The sequence below is a fragment of the Neisseria sp. genome (assembly GCF_030527965.1).
GTDB lineage: Bacteria > Pseudomonadota > Gammaproteobacteria > Burkholderiales > Neisseriaceae > Neisseria.
Map to the genome: position 1 here is coordinate 1 of NZ_JAUMZU010000012.1, position 25,516 is coordinate 25,516.

At 49.8% G+C, this 25,516-nt stretch carries 24 protein-coding genes and 1 pseudogene; 6 read left to right on the forward strand and 19 right to left on the reverse strand.

Annotated features, from left to right (window positions below; genetic code table 11):
- The first annotated feature begins 53 nt into the window (after positions 1–53).
- The 3 genes from Q4A84_RS06555 (at position 54) to Q4A84_RS06565 (ending at position 3,050) form a co-directional block, all read left to right on the forward strand.
- Positions 54–878 carry an aromatic amino acid transport family protein gene (locus Q4A84_RS06555; RefSeq protein ID WP_303088133.1) on the forward strand — a complete coding sequence of 275 codons (825 nt, stop codon included), beginning with the start codon at positions 54–56 and terminating at the stop codon, positions 876–878.
- 310 nt (positions 879–1,188) lie between these two features.
- Positions 1,189–2,616 (forward strand): aminobutyraldehyde dehydrogenase, encoded by a 1,428-nt coding sequence (locus tag Q4A84_RS06560; RefSeq protein ID WP_303088134.1) that lies wholly within the window; start codon positions 1,189–1,191, stop codon positions 2,614–2,616.
- Positions 2,617–2,630: 14 nt separating this feature from the next.
- Positions 2,631–3,050, forward strand: coding sequence for an ester cyclase (locus tag Q4A84_RS06565; RefSeq protein ID WP_303088135.1), 420 nt, complete (start codon positions 2,631–2,633; stop codon positions 3,048–3,050).
- Between the two features lie 404 nt (positions 3,051–3,454).
- Here the strand turns inward: Q4A84_RS06565 and ccoP are convergent.
- From ccoP to ccoN, 4 genes and pseudogenes are all read right to left on the reverse strand, one after another.
- Positions 3,455–4,507 (reverse strand): annotated as a pseudogene (ccoP, locus tag Q4A84_RS06570) (cytochrome-c oxidase, cbb3-type subunit III); the annotation flags it as partial.
- 42 nt (positions 4,508–4,549) lie between these two features.
- A complete protein-coding gene (locus tag Q4A84_RS06575) occupies positions 4,550–4,699 on the reverse strand; it encodes a CcoQ/FixQ family Cbb3-type cytochrome c oxidase assembly chaperone (protein WP_303088136.1) in 150 nt (49 codons plus the stop codon).
- 4 nt (positions 4,700–4,703) lie between these two features.
- Entirely contained in the window at positions 4,704–5,312 is a 609-nt protein-coding gene (gene ccoO / locus Q4A84_RS06580; protein ID WP_303088137.1) for a cytochrome-c oxidase, cbb3-type subunit II, read from the reverse strand.
- A 27-nt stretch (positions 5,313–5,339) separates the two neighbouring features.
- Positions 5,340–6,776, reverse strand: a complete 1,437-nt coding sequence (gene ccoN / locus Q4A84_RS06585; protein ID WP_303088138.1) for a cytochrome-c oxidase, cbb3-type subunit I — start codon at positions 6,774–6,776, stop codon at positions 5,340–5,342.
- A 328-nt stretch (positions 6,777–7,104) separates the two neighbouring features.
- On the opposite strand from ccoN, the gene Q4A84_RS06590 reads away from it, so the two are divergent.
- Positions 7,105–8,871, forward strand: a complete 1,767-nt coding sequence (locus Q4A84_RS06590; protein WP_303088139.1) for a M61 family metallopeptidase — start codon at positions 7,105–7,107, stop codon at positions 8,869–8,871.
- A gap of 231 nt (positions 8,872–9,102) precedes the next feature.
- On the opposite strand, the gene Q4A84_RS06595 is transcribed toward Q4A84_RS06590, so the two are convergent.
- From Q4A84_RS06595 to Q4A84_RS06640, 10 genes are all read right to left on the reverse strand, one after another.
- Entirely contained in the window at positions 9,103–10,281 is a 1,179-nt protein-coding gene (locus tag Q4A84_RS06595) for a phosphoglycerate kinase (protein WP_303088140.1), read from the reverse strand.
- Between the two features lie 103 nt (positions 10,282–10,384).
- On the reverse strand, positions 10,385–10,810 hold the full coding sequence (locus tag Q4A84_RS06600; protein ID WP_303088141.1) for a TIGR01244 family sulfur transferase: 426 nt from the start codon (positions 10,808–10,810) through the stop codon (positions 10,385–10,387).
- 139 nt (positions 10,811–10,949) lie between these two features.
- Entirely contained in the window at positions 10,950–11,732 is a 783-nt protein-coding gene (locus Q4A84_RS06605) for an acetoin reductase (protein WP_303088142.1), read from the reverse strand.
- 202 nt (positions 11,733–11,934) lie between these two features.
- Positions 11,935–12,417, reverse strand: coding sequence for a type VI secretion system tube protein Hcp (locus Q4A84_RS06610; RefSeq protein ID WP_303088143.1), 483 nt, complete (start codon positions 12,415–12,417; stop codon positions 11,935–11,937).
- Positions 12,418–12,499: 82 nt separating this feature from the next.
- Positions 12,500–13,996 carry a type VI secretion system contractile sheath large subunit gene (tssC, locus tag Q4A84_RS06615; protein ID WP_303088144.1) on the reverse strand — a complete coding sequence of 499 codons (1,497 nt, stop codon included), beginning with the start codon at positions 13,994–13,996 and terminating at the stop codon, positions 12,500–12,502.
- 39 nt (positions 13,997–14,035) lie between these two features.
- Positions 14,036–14,554, reverse strand: coding sequence for a type VI secretion system contractile sheath small subunit (gene tssB / locus Q4A84_RS06620; RefSeq protein WP_303088145.1), 519 nt, complete (start codon positions 14,552–14,554; stop codon positions 14,036–14,038).
- A gap of 85 nt (positions 14,555–14,639) precedes the next feature.
- Positions 14,640–15,701 (reverse strand): type VI secretion system protein TssA, encoded by a 1,062-nt coding sequence (tssA, locus tag Q4A84_RS06625; protein WP_303088146.1) that lies wholly within the window; start codon positions 15,699–15,701, stop codon positions 14,640–14,642.
- 5 nt (positions 15,702–15,706) lie between these two features.
- A complete protein-coding gene (locus tag Q4A84_RS06630; RefSeq protein WP_303088147.1) occupies positions 15,707–16,273 on the reverse strand; it encodes a TagF domain-containing protein in 567 nt (188 codons plus the stop codon).
- 149 nt (positions 16,274–16,422) lie between these two features.
- A complete protein-coding gene (locus Q4A84_RS06635) occupies positions 16,423–17,220 on the reverse strand; it encodes a Cof-type HAD-IIB family hydrolase (protein WP_303088148.1) in 798 nt (265 codons plus the stop codon).
- 160 nt (positions 17,221–17,380) lie between these two features.
- A complete protein-coding gene (locus Q4A84_RS06640) occupies positions 17,381–17,566 on the reverse strand; it encodes an MFS transporter (protein WP_303088149.1) in 186 nt (61 codons plus the stop codon).
- Between the two features lie 154 nt (positions 17,567–17,720).
- Here Q4A84_RS06640 and Q4A84_RS06645 point away from each other — a divergent pair, with 154 nt between their 5' ends.
- The gene (locus Q4A84_RS06645) at positions 17,721–18,413 is read left to right on the forward strand and encodes a Sir2 family NAD-dependent protein deacetylase (RefSeq protein ID WP_303088150.1); all 693 of its coding nucleotides are present in this window, start codon (positions 17,721–17,723) and stop codon (positions 18,411–18,413) included.
- 64 nt (positions 18,414–18,477) lie between these two features.
- Here Q4A84_RS06645 and Q4A84_RS06650 read toward each other — a convergent pair whose 3' ends face one another.
- The 3 genes from Q4A84_RS06650 to argG all read right to left on the reverse strand — a co-directional run bounded on the left by Q4A84_RS06650 (position 18,478) and on the right by argG (position 22,035).
- On the reverse strand, positions 18,478–19,776 hold the full coding sequence (locus Q4A84_RS06650) for a DUF6792 domain-containing protein (RefSeq protein WP_303088151.1): 1,299 nt from the start codon (positions 19,774–19,776) through the stop codon (positions 18,478–18,480).
- 2 nt (positions 19,777–19,778) lie between these two features.
- Positions 19,779–20,441 (reverse strand): hypothetical protein, encoded by a 663-nt coding sequence (locus Q4A84_RS06655; protein WP_303088152.1) that lies wholly within the window; start codon positions 20,439–20,441, stop codon positions 19,779–19,781.
- 247 nt (positions 20,442–20,688) lie between these two features.
- The gene (gene argG, locus Q4A84_RS06660; RefSeq protein ID WP_303088153.1) at positions 20,689–22,035 is read right to left on the reverse strand and encodes an argininosuccinate synthase; all 1,347 of its coding nucleotides are present in this window, start codon (positions 22,033–22,035) and stop codon (positions 20,689–20,691) included.
- Positions 22,036–22,174: 139 nt separating this feature from the next.
- Here argG and Q4A84_RS06665 point away from each other — a divergent pair, with 139 nt between their 5' ends.
- Positions 22,175–22,954 carry a molybdopterin-binding protein gene (locus tag Q4A84_RS06665; protein ID WP_303088154.1) on the forward strand — a complete coding sequence of 260 codons (780 nt, stop codon included), beginning with the start codon at positions 22,175–22,177 and terminating at the stop codon, positions 22,952–22,954.
- A gap of 92 nt (positions 22,955–23,046) precedes the next feature.
- On the opposite strand, the gene Q4A84_RS06670 is transcribed toward Q4A84_RS06665, so the two are convergent.
- The gene (locus Q4A84_RS06670; RefSeq protein WP_303088155.1) at positions 23,047–24,189 is read right to left on the reverse strand and encodes an 8-amino-7-oxononanoate synthase; all 1,143 of its coding nucleotides are present in this window, start codon (positions 24,187–24,189) and stop codon (positions 23,047–23,049) included.
- Entirely contained in the window at positions 24,186–25,481 is a 1,296-nt protein-coding gene (gene bioA, locus Q4A84_RS06675; RefSeq protein WP_303088156.1) for an adenosylmethionine--8-amino-7-oxononanoate transaminase, read from the reverse strand. Before bioA ends, Q4A84_RS06670 begins: the two co-directional genes overlap by 4 nt.
- Between the last annotated feature and the right edge of the window lie 35 nt (positions 25,482–25,516).

Consider the following 25,516-nt stretch of genomic DNA (forward strand, 5'->3'; position numbering starts at 1 on the left):
TAGGGATAATTCTAACTTAAATTTGAATTTCCCTAGTTATCTAGGACAGCCCCTTGTTTTTTATTCCGGCGGTGGTGATTCTGGGCTTGGGGCTGAAGGCTTTGGGGCGCAGTGAAAAGATGATTACTTTGCTGATGGTGTTGATGTTGTTGGTGCTGGTGGGGGCAACGCTGTTGTTTCCGACAACCGATTTCAGCCATTTGCTGGAGGGCAGTTGGGCTTATATGGTGCCGGTATTCAATCTGGTGGTGTTTATTTATTGTGCTCAATATATCGTGCCGGAAATTGCCCGCGGTTTGTCGCACCAGCCTAAGCAGCTGCCCAGAGCCATTGTTACGGGCATGGTATGCACGTTTGGCTTGCTGGCGCTGGTGCCGCTTTCGGTGATTTCGTTAAACGGTTTGGAGAATATTAGCCAGGTTGCGACCATCAGTTGGGGCAAGGCGCTGGGCAGTTGGGCGTTTTTTACAGCCAACGGCTTTGCTTTGTTTGCCATGCTGACTTCTTATTGGGGCATAGGCGGCAGTTTCTTAACCAATATTGCCGACCGTTTCAGCCTGCCGGTTGACACTAATCTGAAAGTACGGCTGCTTATCGTGGGCTTGGTGGCGCTACCGCCTTTTGCGCTGGCGTATAGCGGCATGGTGGGATTTGTGGATGCACTGTATTTTGTCGGCGTGTTCAGCGGCGTGGTGTTGAGTATCTTGCCGTTTCTGATTGTGCACGGCGCCCGTAAATTGGGCAACAAGCAGCCAGAATGGCAATGCCCAGCTTGGATGACCCGGCCGGTTATCTACATCATGATTTTCTTGTTATACAGCGCCAGCGCGGTATATGCTGTTTTGGCTAAGATGGATTTGCTGCCCGCAGGCTGGTAGCTCGGTGTGTTTCAGACAGGCATTGATGCCTGTCTGAAGATGATTTGCTATTTTCTGATTTACCCATTCTTTTTATATTATCAGTTTATCTTATTTGTTTGTGTCGTACCCCTTGATGTGAATGAAACGATAGGGTCTTTGCCGTTATGCAGCGCAGCATGTTTGGTTGAGCGGTCGTAATGTTCAAAAAAGTGGTTTGCCAGAACTTAATCGCTTATCCAACGTCATATAAAAATCAGAGGCGGTTACATGTTTGTCTTTGATATTAAAGCTGCTTTTTAAAAATAACTTTATACAGAGGAGAAGCAACATGAAAAAACTAAAACATTTCATTAACGGTGAATATGCCGAACCGAAAGGTGCGGAATATTTCGATTTGGTCAGCCCGGTAACGGGGGAGGTTTACGCCCAGTCGCCCAATGCGGTAGACGAAGATGTTGAAGCGGCTTACAAGGCGGCAGAGGCGGCGTTTGCAGAATGGAAAAACGCTACTCCATCGACGCGTCAGAAAGCCTTGTTGGCATTGGCCGAAGCGGTTGAGCAAAACGGCCAGCGGCTGGTTGACGCTCAAAGCTGCGAAACAGGGCAAATCAAAAGCCTGATTGCGAGCGAGGAAGTGGCGGTTTCGGCCGATCAAATCCGTTTTTTTGCCGGTGCGGCCCGTTGTTTGGAAGGCAAATCCACCGGCGAATATATGGCAGGTACTACATCCAGCATCCGCCGCGAGCCTTTGGGTATTGTAGGGCAGGTAACGCCTTGGAACTATCCTTTGATGATGGCCGTATGGAAAATCGTTCCGGCACTTGCTGCGGGCAATACCGTGATTTTAAAGCCCAGCGATACCACGCCGCAGAGCACGCTTTTGTTGGCGGAATTGGCAGCGCCGCTGTTTCCAAAAGGCGCGTTTAATGTGCTGTTAGGCAAAGCGGATGCGGGCAACCGAATCGTTGCTCATCCCGGTATCGCGCTGGTGTCGATTACCGGCTCCGTACGAGCAGGCATGCAAGTGGCCGAAGCAGCTTCGAAGCATCTGGCTCGGCCGCATTTGGAATTGGGCGGCAAAGCGCCGGTTGTGGTGTTTGCCGATGCCAATCTGGAACGGGCGGCCGAACATATCGCCATGACAGGATTCTTTAATGCGGGGCAGGATTGCACCGCCGCATCCCGTGTATTGGTTGAAGCAGAGGCGTATGACAAATTTGTTGCCCTGATGGTTGAGCAAGCTCGCAATACTCGATTCGGCGATCCTGATGATGAAAACGCTTTGTATGGTGCGTTAAACAACAGTAATCAAATGGCGCGTGTATCGGGCTTTTTTGAGCGCTTACCCTCTCATGCCAAAGTGGAAATCGGCGGCAAACGCGCAGAGCGCCCAGGCTATTATTTCGAGCCTACCATTATTACCGGCTTGAAGCAGGAAGATGAAGCGATACAAACGGAAATCTTCGGCCCGGTCATTACGATTCAGAAATTTAATAATGACGATCAGGCATTGGAAATGGCCAACGGCGTGCAGTATGGCCTTGCCTCCAGCGTGTGGACCGCCAATCATGCGCGGGCTCAGCGTTTCAGCCGCGATTTGGATTTCGGTACCGTGTGGATTAACACCCATATTCCGCTAACTGGCGAAATGCCGCACGGCGGTTTCAAAATGTCGGGTTACGGCAAAGATTTGTCGGCTTATGCTTTGGAAGAATATACCCGGATTAAACATGTTATGAGCAATCATGAAGTTTGAGAGAGGAGCAGAAAATGTCTGATCAATCATTTGAAGCCATCATCCGAACCTATATGCAGGCTTGGAGTAACCATGATATTGAAGCCGCCGCCGGATTTATGGCCGATGACGTGGTATTTTACGATGCCAGTATCGGCACGCCGTTGAAAGGGCGAGACAGCGCCAGAGATGATGGAATTGCTGTTTTTATCGGTGCCGTTCCCGATGTGAAATGGGAAATGACCAGCGAACCGATTGTGGGTAAAGACGGCATTGCCTGCCAGTGGCGTTTTTCAGGCACCAATACGGGGGCATGGGATGAGGATACGCCGGCCACCGGTAAAGCGTTTGCTTTTGAAGGTGCCAGTTTTATCCGCATTAAAAACGGCAAAATCGTTTATCAAGGTGATTATTATGACGCTTTGAATTTCCATAAACAGCTAGGATGGTTGTGAGCGGTATCAACCAACGGTTGCAATATGTTTTTAAGAGAAGCCTGATGTGATTTGAATCTAGGCTGTCAACCTAAATGCCTGTCTGAAAATGTTCAGACAGGCATTTTTTATGATTGATCACTTTGATACACAAGCAATTTGTAGAGAAAGCCTCCCCTCTGTCTTGGCCCAAGTCATTTGCATGCAATGGCGCCGATTTTTTGGTACTAAAGATGGAAATAAGCCAACTAACGGATAAATGAACTGTTCTTGATAAATGAACTGTTCTTTATAAATTGTGCAGCGGAGGTAAGTTTTATTCAAAATTGAAACAACCGGCCGGCTGTAAATAAAAACCCCAGTTGTTTCAACCGGGGCTTCTTTTTAAATAAACGTTTAACTTATTTGGTTTTGCCGGCCGATGCAGCCTCTGCCGAAGCAGCAGCTGGAGCAGATGCGGCGCTAGCGGCAGGTGCAGTTGCTTTGGCTTTAGCCGCCGCTTTCGCTGCTTTCTCACCTAAGGCATTCTCGGTGTCTGTCGGTAAAGGTTTACCATTCGGATGCGACAAGCCCCATACATAAGCAGTCATAATATGGATTTTATCTTCATCCAAGAAATTGCCCCATGTTGGCATTTGGTTATGCCGGCCGTTGGTAATGGTTTCGATAATGGCTTTTTGAGTTCCGCCCCATAACCAAACGTCGTCGGTTAGATTAGGTGCAGTGCCCTGAATACCTTGGCCTTTATCACCATGACAGGTATAACAGTTTGCCGGAGGGCCGTGGAAAATCGCATCGCCGCGTGCCGCACGTGAAGGATCGTATTGCCCTTCTGGTTTGGATAAAGACATTACATAGTTCGCAACATCTTTCACTCGTTCTTCGCCTAAAACCGGACCCCAAGCAGCCATGATGCCGATACGGCCGTTTTTGATGGTTTCATGGATTTTCTCAGGAGTGCCACCCCACAACCAATCGGTATCAGTCAGGTTAGGAAAGCCGCGGGAACCTTTGGCATCCGAGCCATGACATTGGATACAGTAAGTATCAAACAAGTTTTTACCGATGCGTTGCGCTTGCGGGTTTTTGGCAACTTGATCAATCGGCATTTTGGCAAATTTCGCATAAATCTGTTTGTATTGCTCGTTTGCCTGTTTTACTTCGGTTTCATATTGGTTTTTACTGGTCCAATTTCGAAAACCTTTAAAATCGCCCAATCCCGGATAAGCCAGCAAATAGCCGATACCGAAAATCACGGCGGAAATATAAAGGATAAACCACCAGCGGGGGAGGGGATTGTTGTATTCTTCAATACCGTCCCACGAATGGCCCATCGTTTTAACTTCTTCCCCTTTGGGCGGTGCTTTTACTTTGTTTTGGGAAAACAAAAGCCAGAGTAAACCGATAAGACTCAGCACGACAATGGCAATAATGTAGTAGCTCCAGAAGCTGCTGGTAAATTGTGAAGTTGTGTTCATTTGTTTTGCTCCGTGTTGTCACGGGATAGTTATTGGGTGCATTTATTGTGGAGAATCGTCATCTTCAATGATGCTGTTGGCCGCATCTTCATGGTTTTTCTTATTCCGTTTATTGAATACGATATAAAGTACCAGAATAAAGCAGACAAAAATCCAGATGGTAAACAAGCTACGCACCCAATTGATATCCATGACGTTACCTTTTTTTCAGTGCTAAGCCCAAACCTTGCAGATAGGCGATAACCGCTTCTATCTCGGATTTGTCTTTTAACATTTCGGGTGCTTTAGCGATTTCTTCATCACTGTACGGAGTACCAACGGCACGCAATGCTTTCATATGCGCAACCACTGCGTCCGGATCCACCTTATTGCGAGCCAACCAAGGGAAGGCAGGCATGTTGGATTCAGGAACCACGCTACGCGGATTAAGCAAGTGCAAACGGTGCCATTCATCAGAATAGCGGCCGCCGACACGAGCCAAATCCGGTCCGGTACGTTTTGAACCCCATTGGAAGGGATGGTCGTAAACCGATTCCCCGCCAACGGAATAGTGACCGTAGCGCTCTGTTTCGGCACGGAACGGACGGATCATTTGAGAGTGGCAGTTATAACAACCTTCGCGTACATAAATGTCGCGGCCTGCCACTTGTAAGGCGTTGTAAGGTTTGACACCTTTGGTCGGTTCAGTTACGGCTTTGGTAAAAAACAGAGGGACAACTTCAACCATCAGGCCCACACTAATAACCAAAAAAGTAAACAGAATCAGAAAACCAACTTTTTCTTCAACAAGTTGTTGTAATTTCATTTTGGTAGCCTATTTTCTTTATATTTTTTAGTGGTGTTGTGTTTGGGAAAGAACGGGGATTTTGGCATCAACCGCTTTACCCTCTGAAACAGTACGGAATACGTTATAAGACATAATCAACATACCGCTCAGATACAAAAGGCCACCGGCGAAGCGAACCATGTAGAAAGGTTTGCTGTCTTTTACGGATTCCACGAAAGAGTAGGTCAGCGTACCGTCTGTATTCAAAGCACCCCACATCAGGCCTTGCATTACACCGGATATCCACATGGATGCGATGTAGAGAACTACGCCGATGGTGGCAATCCAGAAATGCGCTTCAACCAGTTTAACGCTGTGCATTTCTTCGCGGCCGAATAAACGGGGAATTAGATAATAAATAGAACCGATGGTGATAAATCCTACCCAGCCCAATGCGCCGGCATGCACGTGACCTACGGTCCAGTCGGTGTAGTGGCTCAATGCATTTACCGTTTTGATAGACATCATCGGGCCTTCAAAGGTAGACATGCCGTAAAACGATAGAGAGACTACCAAGAATTTCAGAATCGGGTCGGTACGCAATTTATCCCAAGCGCCGGAAAGGGTCATGATGCCGTTAATCATACCGCCCCAAGAGGGTGCGAACAGAATCAGCGATAAAACCATGCCTAGAGACTGAGTCCAGTCGGGTAGGGCGGTGTAGTGCAAGTGATGCGAGCCGGCCCACATATAAGTGAAAATCAGTGCCCAGAAGTGAACGACAGACAAACGATAAGAGTAAACAGGACGACCGGCTTGTTTGGGAACGAAATAATACATCATGCCTAAGAAGCCTGCGGTCAGGAAGAAACCTACCGCATTATGGCCGTACCACCATTGCACCATGGCATCAATCGCACCCGCATAAACGGGATATGATTTCATCATTCCGGCAGGAATGCTGATATTGTTCACGATGTGCAGCAGCGCAACTGCCAGAATAAAACCGCCGTAAAACCAGTTTGCCACGTAAATGTGTTTGATTTTGCGTTTGGCGATGGTGCCGAAAAACACGATGGCGTAAGCAATCCAAACTGCGGCAATCAGAATGTCAATCGGCCATTCTAACTCGGCGTATTCTTTACCTTGGGTGTAGCCCAAAGGCAGGGTAATCGCCGCTAGAACAATGACGAGCTGCCAGCCCCAGAAGGTGAAGGCCGGTAGAAATCTGCCGCCAAACAGCCGGGTGTTGCAGGTGCGTTGTACAACGTAATAAGACGTACCTAACAACCCGCAACCGCCAAAGGCAAAAATCACGGCGTTGGTATGCAGGGGACGAATACGACCGAAGTGGAACCACGGGCCGATATCAGATAAGTTAAGCATGGGTGCAAACAACTGGGCGGCTGCAATGACGCCGACCAACATACCCACAACACCCCAAACTACAGTCATGATGGCGAATTGGCGCACCACCTTGTAGTTGTAAGTTTGCGTTTCCATAAAGGTCTCCATTAAACATGGCAATTTAAACATCTGGCAGGTTGTTAATGAAAGCCGCCTGAAACAGCCCGCATAAAACTACCTTAATTATCTTAATTTAACACCATAGCCGGGAAGGAAGCTTGACGGGTATGGAGGTTTAACCTTGGTATTTTAAATCAAAATATCGGTTGAACCAAGTCAAATCGGCATCGGGCAGGTTTCGATATTAAACGCAGGTTGCCAAATGCCGGATTTTGTAAGAGTATAAGCTTTATTAACAAGTTTATTTGACCGATGTCAAACAGCCTGAAAATCATAAACAAATCTTAACAAAATAAGACTACCTATGTTGCACTACACTCTAAGCCCAGAACCATTCAGCCACCTTTGGCGGATTACATTGACTTTCAAACAAGAGAATCATACTTCTTTTGTGTTGCGTTTGCCCAATTGGGTTCCCGGAAGTTATATGATTCGTGATTTTTCACGTCATATCATTACTTTGGATGCCGTTTGTAACGGGCAGCAGATCGATTTGGCGCAAATGGCGAAAAATCTGTGGCAGGCGCAAGGGCAGGCAGGAGAATGGCGGATTAGTTATACCGTATATGCGTTCGACCTTTCCGTGCGCGGTGCTTACCTGGATACTCGACGCGGTTTTTTTGACGGAGCGTGTTTGTTTCTCAGCGTGGGCGGTAGGGAAAATGAGACGTGTGTGGTCAATGTGGAAAACCTGCCGCGCGGTTGGCGAACTGCTACGACCTTGCCATGCCTGTCTGAAAACGGGTATCAGGCAACCGATTATGCTGAATTAATTGATCATCCTTTTGAGTTCGGCGATATTGAAACGATTGCATTTCAGGCTTGCGGTATCCCGCACCGTATCGCCATCAGTGGCTATCACGCGGGTTTCGACAGGAATCGTTTGAGAAACGACATCCAAAAAATTTGCGAAACCCAATTAAAAATGTTTCCTGCTCCGGCTCCGTTTAAAGAGTATTTGTTTATGTTGTTTATCGGCGACAATATTTACGGCGGCTTGGAGCATATCAGCAGCACGGCTTTGCATGCCGACCGCCGATGCCTGCCGGCTGAGGGTATGCAAGAAGCCGATGAAGACTATACCTTACTGCTCGGCCTTTTTTCCCATGAATATTTCCATGCGTGGAATGTCAAATCGATTAAGCCCGCCGCTTTTATCCCTTATCGGCTCGACAGTGAAAGTTATACCGAGCAGCTTTGGGCTTTTGAAGGCATTACGTCTTATTATGATGATTTGTTTTTGGTGCGTAGCGGTGTGATTAGTGTGGAAGCTTATCTGAAGCTACAAGCGAAAAATCTGACTCGTGTGCAACAAGGCAAAGGCCGCTTGCATCAAACATTGGCGCAATCGAGTTTTACGGCTTGGAACAAATATTACAAACAAGATGAAAACAGCCCGAATGCCATTGTCAGTTATTACCAAAAAGGCGCTTTGGCGGCGATGTGTTTGGATTTGACGATTCGTCGGCTTAGCCTTGGCAAGCTGAGTCTTGATGATATTATGAGTACGCTATATCAAGATTGGCTGGCTAGCGGCAAAGGCCTATCTGAAAATGAATGGCAGCAGCGAGCGGAAGAGATTACCGGTTTGAATCTGCAAGATTTTTTTCAGATCGCTTTGTTCAGCACTGAAGATTTGCCTTTGGAAGCCTGTCTGAAAAGTGCGGGCGTTGAGTTGATGTGGCAGAGTGCGCCCCGAGGTTACGGCGGTGCGCTGGTTGACGCCTTTTCAGCGCCTGAAGCCATACCTGATTTCGGCGCTCGTTTTAAACAGAATGCGGAAGGTATTGTTTTAACCCATGTGTTTAACGGCGGCAGTGCTGAAAATGCCGGTTTGTGCGCTCAAGACAAAGTCATCGCGCTCAATGGTTTTTGTTGCACTGATTTTGCTCGGCAGTGGTCGCAGCTGGTTGTTGGCGAGTCGGTAAAGTTGCATTATTTCCGTCATGGTGTATTGCATGAAGCGGAGACTTTGATTCAGGCGGCCGAGGCCGATACCGCGTTCTTGAAAATTGACGATCGCCGGTTGCTCAATGCTTGGTTGGCTATTGCGGATAAGATTTCGGCGTAACTTGGCAGATGATTTGCTGCCATTTCTTAATGGGCGAGTGAAAGACTATAAGCAGCCTAAGCTAGCTTTAATGAAATAATAAATGCCTGTCTGAAAACGTTCAGACAGACATTTTTTTAGATAAGCCTGATTGGTACTACAATCAGGTTTTCAGGCAGTCGGCCGTATTTTTATTGCCTTTTGTCGTTGCTATGCGACGTTGCTTGGCGAGGCAGATTTATTCCGCTTTCTTTAGCCGGCAAATTTTTCCAATGCGGCGACTGCCGGCAATTCTTTGCCTTCCAAAAATTCAAGAAATGCGCCGCCGCCGGTAGAAATATAACTGATTTTATCGGTAACGCCGAATTTAGAAATGGCCGCCAAGGTGTCGCCGCCGCCGGCAATAGAAAATGCAGCGCTTTCGGCAATTGCTTTGGCCAACGCTTCGGTTCCGCCGGCAAATTGGTCGAATTCAAACACACCCACCGGGCCGTTCCATACGACGGTGCCGGCCTGTTTCAGTAAACCGGCCAAAGCGGCGGCTGATTGCGGGCCGATATCCAGAATCATCTCATCGGCAGCAACATCATCAATGGATTTGACTGTTGCTGCTGCGTTTTCAGCAAACTCTTTGGCCACGACCACATCGGTCGGTAGCGGTACGGCGCCGCCTTTGGCCGCCATTTTCTGCATAATTTTTTTGGCTTCTTCCACCAAATCTGGTTCGGCCAGCGATTTGCCAATGGGTTTGCCTTGAGCCAGCAGGAAGGTGTTGGCGATGCCGCCGCCAACAATCAGCTGATCAACTTTATCTGCAAGGCTTTCGAGAATGGTCAGCTTGGTTGACACTTTGCTGCCGGCTACAATCGCAACCATCGGGTGGGCGGGCTCTTTCAAGGCTTTACCCAAAGCATCCAATTCACCAGCCATTAAAATGCCGGCTACGGAGAGCGGTGCGGCGGCGGCTACGGCTTCGGTGGAAGCTTGTGCGCGGTGGGCGGTGCCGAAAGCATCGTTGACAAACACGTCGCATAAGGCGGCATAGGCTTGGCCTAATGTGGCATCGTTTTTCTTTTCACCTTTGTTGATGCGCACGTTTTGCAACATGGCCACTTCGCCCGCTTTCAAGGCCGGGCGGTTTTCACGCCAATCGTTCAATACTTTAACGTCTTTGCCCAGTAACTGACCCAAATGGGCGGCCACCGGTGCAACATCGTCTTCAGGGTGGAATTCGCCTTCCGTCGGGCGGCCCAAGTGGGACATCACGATAACGGAAGCACCGTTATCCAGTGCGTAACGAATTGAAGCGAGCGACGCGCGGATGCGGGTGTCGTCGCTGATTTTGCCGTCTTTAAACGGAACGTTCATATCCGCACGGATAAGCACGGTTTTGCCTTGCAGGTTTTGGTCGGTCAGTTTGAGGAATGCCATTTCACTATCCTTTGTGTTGAGAAGGGGTTTATTTCAGTATATTAACATAAAAGGAATGCCTGTCTGAAACCTTGGGCTTAGCGGTTTCAGACAGGCATAGTGTTTATGGCAATTGCAGCTTGGCGGCGAAGTTGCTTAAATCCAATCCGGTTGCCGCTTTGACTTTGGCAATGATTTCAGTGGCATCTCGGCCTTGTTCGACTTGATTGATTGCCCATAACAGCGAGCAACGCGTGCCGGTGCGGCAATAGGCTAGAACAGAGCCTCGGCTGTTTTCCAGTTGCTCGGCAAAGGCTTTGGCATCGTTGGCGGTAATTTGCGGTGCGATAACAGGTTGGTGCCGTATGTCGGTTATTCCTGCTTCGGCAAACCAGGCAGCCGCTTCGGAAAACGCAGGTTGGCCAGGCTCTTCCTGATCCGGCCGGTTGCAAATCACGGTTGTGATGCCCAGCTTGGCGGCTTCAGCGGCGTCGTTACGATTGATTTGAGGCGAAATATACAGTTTGTCGGTTAAACGGAAAAAATTCATGGGTTTCCTTTCTGGTGGTCGGATGATGGTTTTTTTAATCTGAGCATTATTATCGCTCAAGTATGTTTTCAGACAGGCTTTCAATGCTGAAAACCGCCTGAAGTTCGGCTTCAAGCGGCTTGTGAGTCGACGATTCGGCTTAGCGGAATACCATGCCGCCGTCGGTAATGATGGCTTGTCCGGTGATGTAGTCGGAATCTGATGATGCCAAAAAGCTGACTAGTGAGGCAACATCGGAAGGAATCTGAGTGCGCCCCATCAAAATACCGGAAGCAAATTTTTCGAAGGCTTCGCCCGGTTTGAGCCCTAAATGTTTGCCCATTTCCTCGTCAATACGATCCCACATTTTGGTACCGGCTACGCCGGGGCAATAGGCGTTGACAGTAATTTTACTCTTGGCAAGCTCTTTGGCTGCGGCTACCGTCAATGCGCGGGTGGCGAATTTACTGGCGCAATAAAGACCGAGCAAATCATAAGATTCATGTGCGGCGATGCTGCAAGCGTTGATGATTTTATAAACGCGATCTCCGCCTTGTTTTTTCATTTGCTCGGATGCGGCTTGAATACCCCATAGCACGCCTTTTACATTGATATTGAAGATGCGGTCGAAATCGGCCTCTCCTGCTTCGTTGAGCAACATCACTTCTTCGATACCGGCATTGTTGATAAATACGTCCACCCGCCCGAAAGTATCAACGGCATATTTGACTAACGCAAACTGGTCATCCCGCTTGCTGACATCTCCGCGAAACGCGCCTACTTCAAGATTTTGCGCTTTGAATTCGGCTTCTGTTTTTGCCAATGTGTCAGGGTTGATGTCTGACAGCACTATGGCAAAGCCATCTTGTGCCAGTCTTTGGGCAATGCCTTTACCCAGACCATCGCCGGAACCGGTAATCACAGCTACTTTTTTGTTACTCATCGTATTGTCCTTTACTTATATGTTGAGAGGATCTAGCAGTAAGATATTAATACAAAGCGCCAACGGCTTCGCGACAATGAAGATAAAGTTATGTTTGGCAAGGTAAAGCCAATGTGATAATCGGCCCCGGATAAGGCTTTGCGGTTTGCACAAAAAAGCCCGGTTTAACCAATTCAAACCGGGCTCGGCAACAAAACCTGTTTTAAGCGGATTTGTTTTCTTTAATGTTGAAGGCCATTTGCACTTCAGCGCCTTTAGAACCTTTATCTGTTTGCTCCCAGTATTGGTTTTTCACTTTGGCGGCTTGGAAGGAGTAACGTATTTTTAAAGCATCGTTTTCCTGTACGCCAACGAATTTTACACCGGTTACCAACACGTCTTCCAAAGTGGTGCGCGAATATTCAACTTGTTCGCCACCAGCTTTGCATACGGAAATTTCGACTTTGCTCAAGTGTTGGCCGGTTGCACAGTTTTTCAGAATGGTGGGCGCCGCTTTGTCAATCGCAGCAACTACGGTCAGGTCGTTGAAATTTACTTTACCCGCACCGCCACCACCACCGGTAGTCATAGAACCGGGTTGCTCGGCACCCCAGTCGAAACTTTCAATGTCGGTCCAGTCTTTGTGATTGGCATCTTTCGCTTCGCCGTTCACACCTTCAACTTTCATAAACATATCAATAGCCATATCCATACTCCTTTATACTAAGATTGAAATTAAAGCCATCAGGCAATAAGGGTGCGAAACACCCGACTACAAACCAAACTTGCTACTCCTGTTTGGCTGAAGGCAGTTTGGAAACCAAGCGCAATGAAACGGTTAAGCCTTCAAGCTGGTAATGCGGCCGTAGGAAGAATTTGGAAGTGTAGTATCCGGGGTTGTCTTCCACTTCTTCCACGACAACTTCTGCCGCAGCCAGCGGTTTACGTGCTTTTGTTTCCTGAGTAGAGTTGGCCGGATCGCCGTCTACATAATTCATAATCCATTCGTTCAGCCAACGTTCCATATCTTCGCGTTCTCTGAACGAACCGACTTTATCCCGTACGATGCATTTCAGATAATGTGCAAAACGGCAGCAGGCGAAGAGATACGGCAGCCGTGCAGACAAGCGTGCATTGGCTGTGGCATCCGGATCATAATATTCGGCCGGTTTATGTAGGGATTGGGCGCCGATGAATGCGGCCAAGTCTGTGTTTTTCCTGTGTATCAACGGCATGAAGCCCAAAGCGGCCAGTTCGGCTTCGCGGCGGTCGCTGATGGCGATTTCGGTCGGGCATTTCATGTCGACACCGCCGTCGTCGGTCGGGAAAGTATGGCAAGGCAGGTTTTCTACGATACCGCCCGATTCTACGCCGCGAATAGAGGTACACCAGCCGTAATATTTAAACGACCGGTTGATGTTGACCGCCATGGCGTAAGCAGCGTTGGCCCATGTGTATTTGTTGTGATCGGCGCCTTCCACTTCTTCTTCGAAGTCAAACTCGTCTACCGGATTGGTGTTGGCACCGTAAGGCAGGCGCGATAGGAAACGGGGTAGAGCCAAGCCGATATAGCGCGAATCTTCAGATTCCCGCAGGCTGCGCCAAGGTGCGTATTCGGCATTCTGGAAGATTTTGCTCAAATCGCGAGGGTTGGCCAATTCCTGCCAAGATTCCATTTGCATCAGTTTGGGAGAAGCGCCGGCGATGAAAGGACAGTGTGCCGCTGCTGCAATTTTTTCCATACTTTGCAACATTTCCACATCCGGAGCGGATTGGTCGAAGTAATAATCGCCTACCAAACAACCGAACGGCTCGCCGCCGAACTGACCGTATTCTTCTTCATAAATGCGTTTGAATAAGGGGCTCTGATCCCACGCGGTACCTTTGTAGCGCTTCAGGTTGCGTGCCACTTCTTTTTTGGAAATAGGCATCACTTTGATTTTCAACAAAGTATCGGTTTCGGTGTTGGTTACCAAATGGTGCAAACCGCGCCACGCACCTTCAAGTTTTTGGAATTCTTCGTGGTGCAGGATTTGGTTGATTTGCTCCGACAACTTGCGGTCTAGCTCTGCAATAATCGCTTCGATGGTTTGGTATGTGTCATCTGAAATGGTTACGACATTTTGCAGCGCCTGTTGTGCCAGTGTGGCTACGGCGTTGCTGACCGCGCTGCGCGCTTCTTCGGTTTTGGGCTTAAATTCTTTTTGCAGCAGCTGCTCGAATTCGTTTTGTGCAAATGCGACCTGAGCGCCGCCCCCTTGAATGTCTAATTGCTTCTCAGCCATTTTTCATCTCACTTTAAAAAGTTGAAGTTTCAGTTTGGGTTACTGAGTTTTGTCTGATGATTCTTTAGGTGCTGCGGCGAGGCTTTTCAGTAATTCGCTGTCGCCCAGAACCTTGCCGATTAATTCTTCCGCTCCTGTTTTACCGTCCATGTAAGACAACAGATTGGAAAGCTCGGTGCGAGCTTGTAGCAATTCATTCAGCGGTTCGACTTTTTTCGCCACGGCTGCGGGGGAGAAGTCGTCCATGCTTTCGAATTCTAGCTCTACGTTCAAATTACCTTCGCCGGTCAGTGTGTTTTTTACATTGAAGGCGACGCGCGGTTTCAATGCTTTCATCCGGTCGTCAAAATTATCTACGTCGATTTCTAGAAATTTGCGTTCGGCCAATTCCGGCAGCGGCTCTACAGGCTTGCCAACCAGGTCGGCCATGACGCCCATGATAAAAGGCAGCTCGATTTTTTTCTCGGAGCCGTACAACTCAACATCGTATTCGATTTGTACGCGTGGCGCTCTGTTGCGGGCGATGAATTTTTGACCGGATGATTTGTTCTGTGCCATAGCTGATATTACCTCGAAAATGATTGATTAAAGACGTTAAGTAATTTGTTTTTAAAAAGCTTCGGCCTACTCCAACTTGACCTTTTTACTCGTCGGAAGTTCCCGATTCCTCCGGCCTTCCGATTAAAACTTCCAGATTGCCGACGCTCTCCGGGCTGATGTCTTTCATGATGTCGTAGAAGTCCATATTCATCAGCCGTTGTACCCGCCGAATGAATAAAGGGGCAGGGTGGCTCGGTTCGAAATTTTCAAAATAAACGCAGATTTTTTCTAAAACCAAATCCACATCCGCTCGGTTTTTGATGTTCAGGCGCCGCCATGCTTCGCTGTTGGCTTCCTGCGCTAAAATCGAATCCGACAGTTTGACTTCGGCAGGTTGCGTTTGCTCTGTGTTTTCCTGTTCTTGCACCGTATTGCCGGTTGCTTCGTAGCCTGCCGCTTGGTCGATTAAAGACAGGGGTTTTAATACGGCTTCGAAATCCAGGGGGTATTCGTCGTTTAATTTTTCGGAAAAAAAGCCTTGAATCGATTTCAAACAGGCCAATACTTGTTTGACGGCCTGCAATTCAGGCTTGCCCGTATCGGCGCCTACTCTGATATCCAGCATCAGGCGGTCTTTACCGCCCGGATAGTTTTGCTGATCATTGCCTTGTAAAACTGCTGCTGCTTCTTTTACGGTAACCGGCATTTGGGTCAGTCCGTTGACCAGCAGTTTGGCAGGAAGCAGCTCTTTTGCCACGCCATCTGGGGTGGAGAAAATGCTCAGGGCGTTGATGCGGTAGAAGGGATCGTATTCGCCGTCTTCATCTTCCAGACGTGGGAAAACACTGTCCCAATACAAATCGATGTTTGCTTTGATGGCTTCGCAACCGGCCAAAAAGCCCGGCAGGCCGTGCCGTGCCGTTAGGGCTCGGGTGTAATAGGCCAACACGCGCAGGTCTTTTGATTCGGCAAGTAGCTGGTTGCATAATTTATCCACCACCGCCCAGTCGGGCTCTTGCGCGGGGATGATGGTTTCTCCGTATTGCTGCTCCGGCTTGCCTTCGGCCGCACTTTGTAATTCCAGAAAGCGGCTGTCGTATTCAATGTTGACGCCGGCCGGCGCGTCGGCGGAAATGGGTTCGTCCCAATGAGGAAAGGTTTTCATGGGTTTTAAAATCCAAATAATTTATTGAACAGGGCGCACGAGGGCATTCCTTCGGATTCCAAATAATGCCTGTCTGAAAGTGCATACCAAACACTGTGTGCTCCGGTTGAATGGGATTGGAGCCGTTGTGTCAGGTTCGGCGGAAAATCTAGATGCTCCGCTTGGGTATCAGTAGGGGCAAAGTGCTTATCTTTGGCACTTTTGCCCTCGTTTAAAATGGCCTGAAAAACACCTGAGTAGGCACTCATTTCTTGCAGCCGTTGCAGCAAATTGGTTTCAAAGGCGTCATGCTTGCGAAATAAAACGAAAGGATAGCGTCTGCCGGTTTGGTCGGCACTTAATGCGGCCAGGCCTGTATAGTTCATTTCCGGCTGGAGTATACAAAAGAGCCAGATTCGGGGCGCCGTATTGGTTTTCCGGGTAAACGGAATCAATCGGCTTTGCCCACCGCAACGATTGAACCACCCTTCCCAGAAATGTCTGTCTTGTTGTTCGATATCGGCTGAGGCAACAAAATCGCGAGATTGGTTGAGTTTCCCGAAAAAATAAACCGCAGGTTGTGCTTGCTCCATCGTTGCCCCAATTTATATTCACTGTTTTGTCATGGTCTGCTTTTATTATTAAAAAGGAGTTGCCTGTTTTATGCAACAAGTATAAAGGCTGGATGACCGCTCGGCCGGAAATACTCACGCTTGGTTGGAGATTAGTGAAAAATCAACCGTTAATCCAACACATTAAGCGCTTGCAGACCGCGGTAAACACCGTCTTCCCAAACCGATGGGCAGACAAAATCGGCTACCGCTTTTAAATCGGGATGGGCATTGCTCATTGCCACGCCGAAGCCGACGGTTTGCAGCATTTCTATATCGTTTAATCCGTCGCCGAATGCCATGGCATCGGCCATTGTCAGCCCCAGTTTGCTTAGAGCGGCCTGAATGCCACGTGCTTTCGAGCCTGTTTTGTCGAGCAAGTCGACACCGTTGGGCTGCCAGCGCACGGTTTTGAGGCGTTCGGGCAGTTGGCTTTCGATGTGTTTTCCGGTGTTTTCATCGTAAAACGCCATCATTTGGTAAATCGGGTAACGTTGGTACAGCAACGGGTCAATCTGGTAAGACAAGCCTAAGGCGCCGGTTGCATCGAATAATGGCTGGGTTTCGCGGGATACGCTGAAATGCTCGTTAGAAACGAAGCCGTAAGCAATGCCTTCGGCGTCTAATAAAGCGGCGGCGGCTTCCATGTCGGTTTTGTTCATGGGAAACTCGGCCAGTATTTTATTTTGGTAGCGAACGAATTGGCCGTTAATGCTGACCAGCATGTCGATGCCGGTTTCTGTAATCAGATTGCGGATGGGCAGGGGAATCAAGGCAGGCGAGCGGCCGGTGGCGATGGCTGTGATGATGCCTTTTTGCTTAAGCGTTTTGAGCGCTTGGCGGGTGCTGTCGGCAATGCGTTTTTCATCTTTGATGTATAGGGTATCGTCTATATCGAAGAAGATGATTTTGGGGTCGGGTTTCTGCATGATACTCCCTGATTTGTTGGGTTTTATTCCTTGGAAATTGTAGCATAGGGCGTTAGCCGGTTTGGCAAATCGTGCTTGAGCGGGCGGGTTTGCGAATAAACCGCTCCCTTTGGTTTGGGAACGCTGTGTTTTTATTGTGTTGTGATGCTTGTCTGAAAAATCAGGGGGTGGTTGTGGCTGCCGGTTTGGTCGGATTTGGTTTCGGTTTGGATTGTTGGGCGGCTTTTTTTCGCAATACCGCTTCTTTCAGCCGTTGTTGCGATTGCTCGTTTGGCGTCATATAACATACGCCTGCGATGCTGATGCTCAGCAGCGCGATGTAAAACCAGACTTTGTTCATATTCATGCGGATTGCCCCGGAGTGAAAATTCAAATGTATCTGAAAACGGAATGGGCGGCAATTTTCAGACAGGCTTTTGATATTGGTATGGTCGAGCGAAGCTGCTATAGTGAAGGGCAGCTACATTGATGATTGGGAATTGGGAATAAGGAGTTGGCAGATGAAAAAATGCGTTATTCTGACCGGCGCAGGCATCAGCGCCGACAGTGGCCTGAAAACGTTTCGTGATGCGGGAGGGTTATGGGAAGGCTATCGTGTTGAAGATGTGTGCACGCCGGAGGCTTTTGCCCGCAACCCGCAGCTGGTGCTGGATTTTTACAATACGCGCCGTCGTCAGGCGCGGGAGGCATTGCCTAATGCGGCACATCGGGCTTTGGTTCGGCTCGAACCTTATTACGACGTAAGCATTATCACGCAAAACGTAGACGATTTGCACGAACGCGCGGGCAGCCGCCATGTGCTGCATCTGCACGGGGAATTAAACAAGCTGCGCAGCACGGTTGATGAAGCCGAGGTTATAGAGTGGACTGGCGACCAAACGATGGCTGATGCCGACAGCAAAGGCCGCCCCTTGCGCCCGCATATCGTTTGGTTCGGCGAAGATGTGCCGCTGTTTCCGCGTGCGGTGGATATTGTGCGCGGCGCAGATATTGTGTTGGTTATCGGCACCTCTTTGCAGGTTTATCCGGCAGCTTCGCTGTTGCACTATGCACCGCCGCATGCCGAAAGGTATTTGGTCGACCCGCATCCGCATGCTGATTTTTCGATAGAAGTGGTGCCGAAAAAAGCGGCGGAAGGTGTGCCGCCATTGGTTGACGAACTGATTTTAAAGGCGCAGCGGCTTAAGAAATAAAAAAAAGCCTGTCTGAAAATTTTTCAGACAGGCTTCTACCTTAATTTCGGAGCAACTTTTTAGATTAAGCTCTACTCATCCCATTTGACTGATTTTGCGCGATTTGACGATTCTGCTCTTCCTGCGCTACTTGCTGAATACGGTTGATGCTCTCCTCAACGGGAGTGGTAATGGCTTTATCTACATCTATTGAAGCTGTAATCAAGCCCGGATTACGTTCGCCAATTAAAAATTGCCCGTCTTTAACGTTAAATAGAGGCGTATCGCCCATATTTTTTGCATAGCCTAAAGCAGCGAGTGCCATCGCTGAATTCTCCAAACCTTCTTTCTCGTACGGTAGGTTGTTTTTTTGATAATAAGCAGCCAGATGCTCTTTGTTTGTATGGTAAATCTTTTGGGCCGCCTCCGGCATATCGGCGAGACCCAAGGTAGGTGCGGTTTGGTTGTCTTCCATGGATAAGGGCGAATGTTTACGGATTTCTTTCAGCATCATTTCGGCAGGGCTGAAGCGCATGATGTCGCGGGCTTTCCGATTGACTTCGATACCGCCATGAACGCCTTCTCTGATGCTGGCGACATCGCTGCGAAAATCCTCAATCATATGTTTGTTGTCTTCCGCCAGCGAGCGGGCGTGGCGGAAATTCTGTCGGGAAAGAATCGAATCGGGGCCGACGAAGTTATCGATGGTATGGGCGGCACCCATAGTGGAAGCCGCGGCACCGAAGGCTCGGGTCAGCATTGTGTTGCTTTTATTGTTGTAGCCGTATTCGGCCAGACCGTTGAGCTCTTGCTGCGTAGCGAGAATTACGACTTTGCCGTAATGAGAGCTGGCGGCGGATACGACATCGGCGGCTGTTGAGAAATTGGTAACCATGCTGCCGCCTTCGGGGATGTGATACATGCCTGCGACACCGTAGGCATTGAAGGTCATGCCTTCCTGATGGAAGCGGTAGGCGCAGATTTGGGCGAGCGCGCCGCCTAGGGAATGGCCGGTTTGGGTAATAGTGGGTACGGGGTCTTTAGGAAATTTGGCATGGAAATCAGCTGCCTTTTTAATCGCTATCCGAGTTAATTCAGCAGCATCTTCAGCCTGAGCATTGGCCTTATCGGTAACCATCTTGAGGTCGGTTTGGGCATCTCTCCAGTCTTTGAGAGGCGATTCGGTTCCCCGGTGGACAACGATAATCTCATTGGTTTTTGCATCTTGATACACTGCGCCATAATAGCCTGTTTTAGGATTGGTATGAACTTTAAGCACTTTATAGTCGTGCCCGCCAATTGGGATAGTTTGGTTTAATGTAGTCTCTTTACGCGTGTTATAAGCATCTGCCGCAAGGTCTGCATTTTGTTGTTTTGTAGTCATGATTATTTCACCTCCTCAAGTGTAACCATGATATTAAATAAATTTCTGCGTTGTTCATCGGTATACATATCTAGCGAATTAGGTGGAGTGCCGAAATCAACCATATCATCACTCTTGTATATTGAACCATCATCATTCCGATAATACGGATAACCACCTTTCCAATAATACTTAGTTAGTGTTTTTTGCTCTATCAGGTATTTCATCAGGTCGCTGACATTAAATGCTGTTTCTTCAGGCTTACCCGTCGCTTTAAAGGCAGTGCCGAAGTTTTCAACTTCCCATTTGCAGACGCCTTTTCCAAAATAGTCTTCATCCTGCATAGCATCAAAATAAATGATGCTCTCATACTCATCTTGCCCGATTTGACGAATTTTGTTTGGAATGTCTTTGTGTGGATTGGTTGACGCACCTTCAAACTCATTAATGACATAAGAACAATTTTGAGCCGTATAGCCTACATACATATCGCCAATTAGCTTCAAAGGTCCGGGGGCATCGTTAATTTTGATTTTGATGCGGTAGGCTTTTGTAGGGTGTGGATTGAGTTGGAAACGTTTTTCAGTCTGCTCTTGAATGCTCATACGGTTCTCCGACCCGCCGCAGGCGCTCAGGCTGGCGGCGGATAATAAGGCTGCGGTTAGAAGGGAAGTAAAGGGTTTCATAAAGGCTCTTTCTTTACGAATGGATAATCACGCTGTTCGAGGCTTTCAGACAGCCTGATTGATTTTAAGATAGAATGATTGAAAAGTATTTTATATCAGATTATCGGTAGCTTTGTTGTTAATATGTTTAGTATATTAAGAACACTTAGTTTCATTTTTGATTGTTTTATGAGGTATGAAAAGCCTATCTGAAAACTTTTCAGACAGGCTTTCTGTTTCATATTACCGCGTTTCAGTTTTGACCGAGTTATTCTTTACCGCTTTCTCCAAGCTGCGGTAAGACGGAGCCTTCGCCCAAGGATAATAGGCCGGTTTGGGAATACAGACCAAGTTTGCCGCGGGTGTCGGTGATATCCAGATTGCGCATGGTTAGTTGGCCGATGCGGTCGGCCGGGGTGAAGGCGGCGTTTTCTACTTTTTCCATGCTCAGGCGTTCGGGCGCGTAGGTGAGGTTGGGCGATTCGGTATTCAGAATCGAGTAGTCGTTGCCGCGGCGCAATTCAAGGGTAACTTCGCCGGTAACGGCTTTGGCTACCCAACGTTGGGCGGTTTCGCGCAGCATTAGTGCCTGTGGGTCAAACCAGCGGCCTTGGTAGAGCAAGCGGCCGAGACGCAGGCCGTTGATACGGTATTGCTCGATGGTGTCTTCGTTATGAATGCCGGTAACCAAGCGTTCGTAGGCGATGTGCAGCAAAGCCATTCCGGGGGCTTCGTAGATGCCGCGTGATTTGGCTTCGATAATGCGGTTTTCGATTTGGTCGCTCATGCCGAGGCCGTGGCGGCCGCCGATTTTGTTGGCTTCTAAGAATAGGGCGACGGGATCGGCAAATTCTTGGCCGCTCAGGGCGACGGGCACGCCTTCTTCAAAGCGGACGCGTACTTCTTCGGCTTTAACGGCAACGTTCTCATCCCAGAAGGCGACGCCCATAATCGGTTTGACGATTTTGATGCCGCTGTTGAGAAACTCTAAATCTTTGGCTTCGTGGGTGGCGCCGAGCATGTTGGAATCGGTGGAGTAGGCTTTTTCAACCGACATTTTGTAGTTGAAGCCGTTGGCAATCAGAAATTCGCTCATTTCATGACGGCCGCCGAGTTCGTCGATAAAGGTTTGGTCGAGCCAAGGTTTGTAGATGCGCAGGCTGGGGTTGGTCAAGAGGCCGTAACGATAGAAGCGTTCGATGTCGTTGCCTTTGTAGGTGCTGCCGTCGCCCCAGATGTTGACGTTGTCTTCTTTCATGGCGGAAACCAGCATGGTGCCGGTTACGGCGCGGCCGAGCGGGGTGGTGTTGAAATAGGTGATGCCGCCGGTGGAAACGTGGAAGGCGCCGCACTGGATGGCGGCGATGCCTTCATGGGCAAGCTGGCTGCGGCAATCAATCAGGCGGGCTTGCTCTGCGCCGTATTCGAGGGCTTTTTGGGGGATGGCGTTGTAATCGTCTTCATCGGGCTGGCCGAGGTTGGCGGTGTAGGCATAGGGCAGGGCGCCTTTGAGTTTCATCCATAATAAGGCGGCGGAGGTGTCGAGGCCGCCAGAGAATGCGATGCCGACTTTCTGGCCGACGGGCAGGTTTTGCAAGATGGTATGATTGCTCATTGTGAAAGGATTCCTGTGTTGGTTTACGCGGATGTTAAAATAAGGTTTATTATTGTACGAATCGTTTGGTTCGTCTAGGGCAAACTGGAACGGCGGTTTGGGGTTTTTCAGACAGGCATTTGTATGGTTGGGGTGAAATATGCAATTTAATCTGATGATTATCGGCGATGAGATTCTGTACGGCTCGCGTCAAGACAAGCATTTTGATTTTTTCAAAACATTGTTGGCGCGACACGGCTTGCGGTTGGGGATGGTGCAATATCTGCCGGATGAGAAAGAAATATTGGTGCGCCAGCTGAAGCGCAGCTTTGCCGACGGCCTGCCGACCTTTGTTACCGGCGGCATCGGCGCGACGCCCGACGACCACACGCGGCAAGCGGCAGCCGAAGCTTTGGGCTTGGCTATGGCCGTGCATCCGGTGGCGGCGGGTTATATTGACGGGGTTACGTTGCAGCGCGGAGAAGCGCTGGATTCGGACGAGCATAAGCGCCGTTTGGAAATGGCGAATTTTCCGGTTGGTGCGGAGCTGGTGGAAAATGCGTACAACACGATTGCGGGTTTTTCTATTCGCGAACATTATTTTCTGCCCGGTTTTCCGGTGATGGCTCAACCGATGGCCGAGTGGGTACTCAATCGTTATTATGCCGACCGGTTTAACCAAGTGGAAAGCATGTCGCGTTCGATTTGGCTGTTTGGCCTGCCGGAATCCAGAATCGGCGATTTGATGGAGCGCATCGAGCGCGATTATGCAGGGGTGAAAACGTTCAGCCTGCCCTGCGAGCAAACGGAACAGGCCGCGGCGCATATTGAATTCGGTGTTAAAGCATCGGGCGAGGCTTGCGTGCTGATTGATGCGGCGTGGCAGGATGCGCGTTCGGCATTGGAAAAATTGGGCGGGCGGTTGCAAGAAGTGCCTTGAGGGCCGAGTCGGTTTTGTTGAGAAAATACGGTTCCCCTGCCGTTTTCAGATAAGCCTGTCTGAAAACGGCAGGGGAGTTTTATTGGGTTTGTTTATTTAGTTAGCCGTGTGTCGGGCAGCTCGGGTAGCAGGGAAATCAACCAGTCGATATCGGTTTCGCTCATGGCGGCAGTTAGTGAAAAGCGCAGGCGGGCGGTGCCGGGCGGAACGGTGGATGGGCGGATGGGTAAGCTGTAGCAGCCTTGTCGTTGTAGCTCTTCGGCGGCTTGTTCGGCTGCGCGATTGCTGCCTAGGATATAGGGAACGATATGGCTTTGGCCGGGCATGGGCAGATGGCGTTGGCTTATTGCGCTGCGTAGGCGGGTGGCGATATGAGCAAGATGGCGCCGTTTGTCTGACCAGCCGGCGAATTTCTGGAAGATGAAATCCGACCATGCGGCTTGCAGCGGCGGCAGGGCGGTGCTGAAAATCAATGGGCGGGCGGTGTTGATCAAATAGTTTTTTAAAATATCGTTACAGATGGCGTAGGCGCCTTGCGAGGCGGCGGCTTTGCCGAAGGTGCCGACCAGAATGTCGATGTCGTTCAGACAGGCTTCTTGTTCGGCCAGCCCTAAGCCGGTTGCGCCATATACGCCGACGGCATGGGCTTCATCGAGATAGAGCAAAACGTTGGCGTATTGTTGTTTGAGTTGAACCAAGCGGGCCAGGGGTGCGAAATCGCCGTCCATGCTGAACAGGCTTTCGGTTACGATGATGACGTGTTGGTAAGCGGCGGCATGTTGCTCAAGCAAAACGGCAAGCTGAGCGGTATCGTTGTGGCGGAAGCGTTTATACGGTGCGCCGGATAGGCGGATGCCGTCAATCAGGCTGGCATGAACTAGTTTGTCGGCCAGAATCAGGGTCTGCCGGTTGGCTAGGGCGGGCAAGATGCCGATGTTGGTGTGATAGCCGCTGTTGAAGAGCAGAGCCGGCCGGCCGTAGGCCTGTTGCAAGGTATGTTCGAGTGCTTCGTGATGTTCGGAATTGCCGGTTAAAAGGCGCGACGAGGTGCTGCCGAGGGCAGGCAGCGGCCTGTCTGAAAAGCGTTCAAGGAACTCGGCCTGCCATTTGGGGGATTGGGTCAAACCGAGATAATCGTTGCCGCTGAGGTTGAGACGGCAGGTCGGGGCGGATGTCAGGCGGCGCAACTGGCTTTGCGCTTGTAGCTGTTCGAGCTGAGCTTGGTAGCGCTTCATTCTGGTATTCCGTATTCTTGCCGCAATGCGCGGAGCAGCCCGTCGGTAAGGCGGCTCAATTCGTTTTCGCTGATGATAAACGGCGGCATGATGTAAGCCAGTTTGCCAAAAGGCCGTACCCAAACGCCGTTTTCTACCAAGCGCGGTTGCAAGGTTTGCATGTTGACGGGTTCTTTCATTTCAATTACGCCGATGGCGCCCAAAACGCGCACTTCTGCTACGCAAGGCCATTGCGCAGCGGGTGCTAATTGGGTTTTCAGACAGGCTTCAATGTTATGCACACGCTGCTGCCAGTTGCTTTCGATTAATAAATCAATGCTTTCGGCTGCGATGGCGCAGGCAAGCGGATTGGCGGTAAAGGTGGGGCCGTGCATCAGGCAGGCGGCATCGCTTTGGCTGATGGTGTGGGCGATGTGGCGGGTGGTGGCGATGGCGGAGAGGGTAAGGTAGCCGCCGGTCAGGCCTTTGCCTAGGGTGATGATGTCTGGCGTGATGCCGGCGTGTTGCAGCGCGAACAAGCGGCCTGTTCGGCCGAAGCCGGTGGCGATTTCGTCGAAAATCAAGAAAACGCCGTGCTCGCTGCATAGCTGGCGCGCTTGGCGCAGATATTCGGGATGGTAGAAATACATGCCGCCGGCGCCTTGTACGATGGGTTCTAAAATCAGGGCTGCGATTTCGTTGCTTTTTTTAGCTAATAAGTCGGCCAGCGGTTCGATGCTTGAGGGTTGCCATGGGCCGTGAAAGCGGCTGCCGGGTTGCGGCAGGAAATATTGCACGGGCAGGCTGCTGCCGAACAGGCCGTGCATGCCGGTAACCGGATCGCACACTGACATGGCATGCCATGTGTCGCCGTGATAGCCGGAACGGATGGTGGCGAAAGTGCGCTTTTCAGGCAGGCTTTTTGCATATTGGTATTGCAGCGCCATTTTCATCGCCACTTCCACCGCAACCGAGCCGCTATCGGCAAAGAAAATTTGGTTGAGGTTAGGGGGAAGAAGGGCAACGAGTTTTTCCGCCAGCCGGGCGGCAGGTTCGTGGGTTAGCCCGCCGAACATAACGTGCGCCATTTTTTCAAGTTGCTTGTGTGCAGCGGCATTGAGCCGCGGATGGTTATAGCCGTGTAATGCGGCCCACCATGAAGACATGCCGTCGATAAGCGTTCTGCCGTCAGCAAGCGTCAGCGTGCAACCTTGAGCCGAGGCTACTGGGTAGACCGGCAAAGGATTGGGTATGGCGGCGTACGGATGCCAGATGTGCTGTTGATCGATACGGAGGATGTGTTCGGGGGTCATGGTATGGCTTTAGTTACAAATGCCTGTCTGAATTT

What these genes read in the sequence shown, in the direction of transcription:
- Q4A84_RS06575 (WP_303088136.1), bottom strand. Translation starts at nt 4,699, where the DNA reads ATGGATATCAATTGGGTGCGTAGCTTGTTTACCATCTGGATTTTTGTC.
- tssA (WP_303088146.1), bottom strand. Translation starts at nt 15,701, where the DNA reads ATGAAAACCTTTCCTCATTGGGACGAACCCATTTCCGCCGACGCGCCG.
- Q4A84_RS06640 (WP_303088149.1), bottom strand. Translation starts at nt 17,566, where the DNA reads ATGAATATGAACAAAGTCTGGTTTTACATCGCGCTGCTGAGCATCAGC.
- Q4A84_RS06590 (WP_303088139.1), top strand. Translation starts at nt 7,105, where the DNA reads ATGTTGCACTACACTCTAAGCCCAGAACCATTCAGCCACCTTTGGCGG.
- bioA (WP_303088156.1), bottom strand. Translation starts at nt 25,481, where the DNA reads ATGACCCCCGAACACATCCTCCGTATCGATCAACAGCACATCTGGCAT.
- Q4A84_RS06665 (WP_303088154.1), top strand. Translation starts at nt 22,175, where the DNA reads ATGCAATTTAATCTGATGATTATCGGCGATGAGATTCTGTACGGCTCG.
- Q4A84_RS06670 (WP_303088155.1), bottom strand. Translation starts at nt 24,189, where the DNA reads ATGAAGCGCTACCAAGCTCAGCTCGAACAGCTACAAGCGCAAAGCCAG.
- Q4A84_RS06630 (WP_303088147.1), bottom strand. Translation starts at nt 16,273, where the DNA reads ATGGAGCAAGCACAACCTGCGGTTTATTTTTTCGGGAAACTCAACCAA.
- Q4A84_RS06645 (WP_303088150.1), top strand. Translation starts at nt 17,721, where the DNA reads ATGAAAAAATGCGTTATTCTGACCGGCGCAGGCATCAGCGCCGACAGT.
- Q4A84_RS06610 (WP_303088143.1), bottom strand. Translation starts at nt 12,417, where the DNA reads ATGGCTATTGATATGTTTATGAAAGTTGAAGGTGTGAACGGCGAAGCG.
- Q4A84_RS06635 (WP_303088148.1), bottom strand. Translation starts at nt 17,220, where the DNA reads ATGCAGAAACCCGACCCCAAAATCATCTTCTTCGATATAGACGATACC.
- tssC (WP_303088144.1), bottom strand. Translation starts at nt 13,996, where the DNA reads ATGGCTGAGAAGCAATTAGACATTCAAGGGGGCGGCGCTCAGGTCGCA.
- Q4A84_RS06650 (WP_303088151.1), bottom strand. Translation starts at nt 19,776, where the DNA reads ATGACTACAAAACAACAAAATGCAGACCTTGCGGCAGATGCTTATAAC.
- argG (WP_303088153.1), bottom strand. Translation starts at nt 22,035, where the DNA reads ATGAGCAATCATACCATCTTGCAAAACCTGCCCGTCGGCCAGAAAGTC.
- Q4A84_RS06560 (WP_303088134.1), top strand. Translation starts at nt 1,189, where the DNA reads ATGAAAAAACTAAAACATTTCATTAACGGTGAATATGCCGAACCGAAA.
- ccoO (WP_303088137.1), bottom strand. Translation starts at nt 5,312, where the DNA reads ATGAAATTACAACAACTTGTTGAAGAAAAAGTTGGTTTTCTGATTCTG.
- Q4A84_RS06595 (WP_303088140.1), bottom strand. Translation starts at nt 10,281, where the DNA reads ATGGCATTCCTCAAACTGACCGACCAAAACCTGCAAGGCAAAACCGTG.
- Q4A84_RS06600 (WP_303088141.1), bottom strand. Translation starts at nt 10,810, where the DNA reads ATGAATTTTTTCCGTTTAACCGACAAACTGTATATTTCGCCTCAAATC.
- Q4A84_RS06565 (WP_303088135.1), top strand. Translation starts at nt 2,631, where the DNA reads ATGTCTGATCAATCATTTGAAGCCATCATCCGAACCTATATGCAGGCT.
- tssB (WP_303088145.1), bottom strand. Translation starts at nt 14,554, where the DNA reads ATGGCACAGAACAAATCATCCGGTCAAAAATTCATCGCCCGCAACAGA.
- ccoN (WP_303088138.1), bottom strand. Translation starts at nt 6,776, where the DNA reads ATGGAAACGCAAACTTACAACTACAAGGTGGTGCGCCAATTCGCCATC.
- Q4A84_RS06605 (WP_303088142.1), bottom strand. Translation starts at nt 11,732, where the DNA reads ATGAGTAACAAAAAAGTAGCTGTGATTACCGGTTCCGGCGATGGTCTG.
- Q4A84_RS06655 (WP_303088152.1), bottom strand. Translation starts at nt 20,441, where the DNA reads ATGAAACCCTTTACTTCCCTTCTAACCGCAGCCTTATTATCCGCCGCC.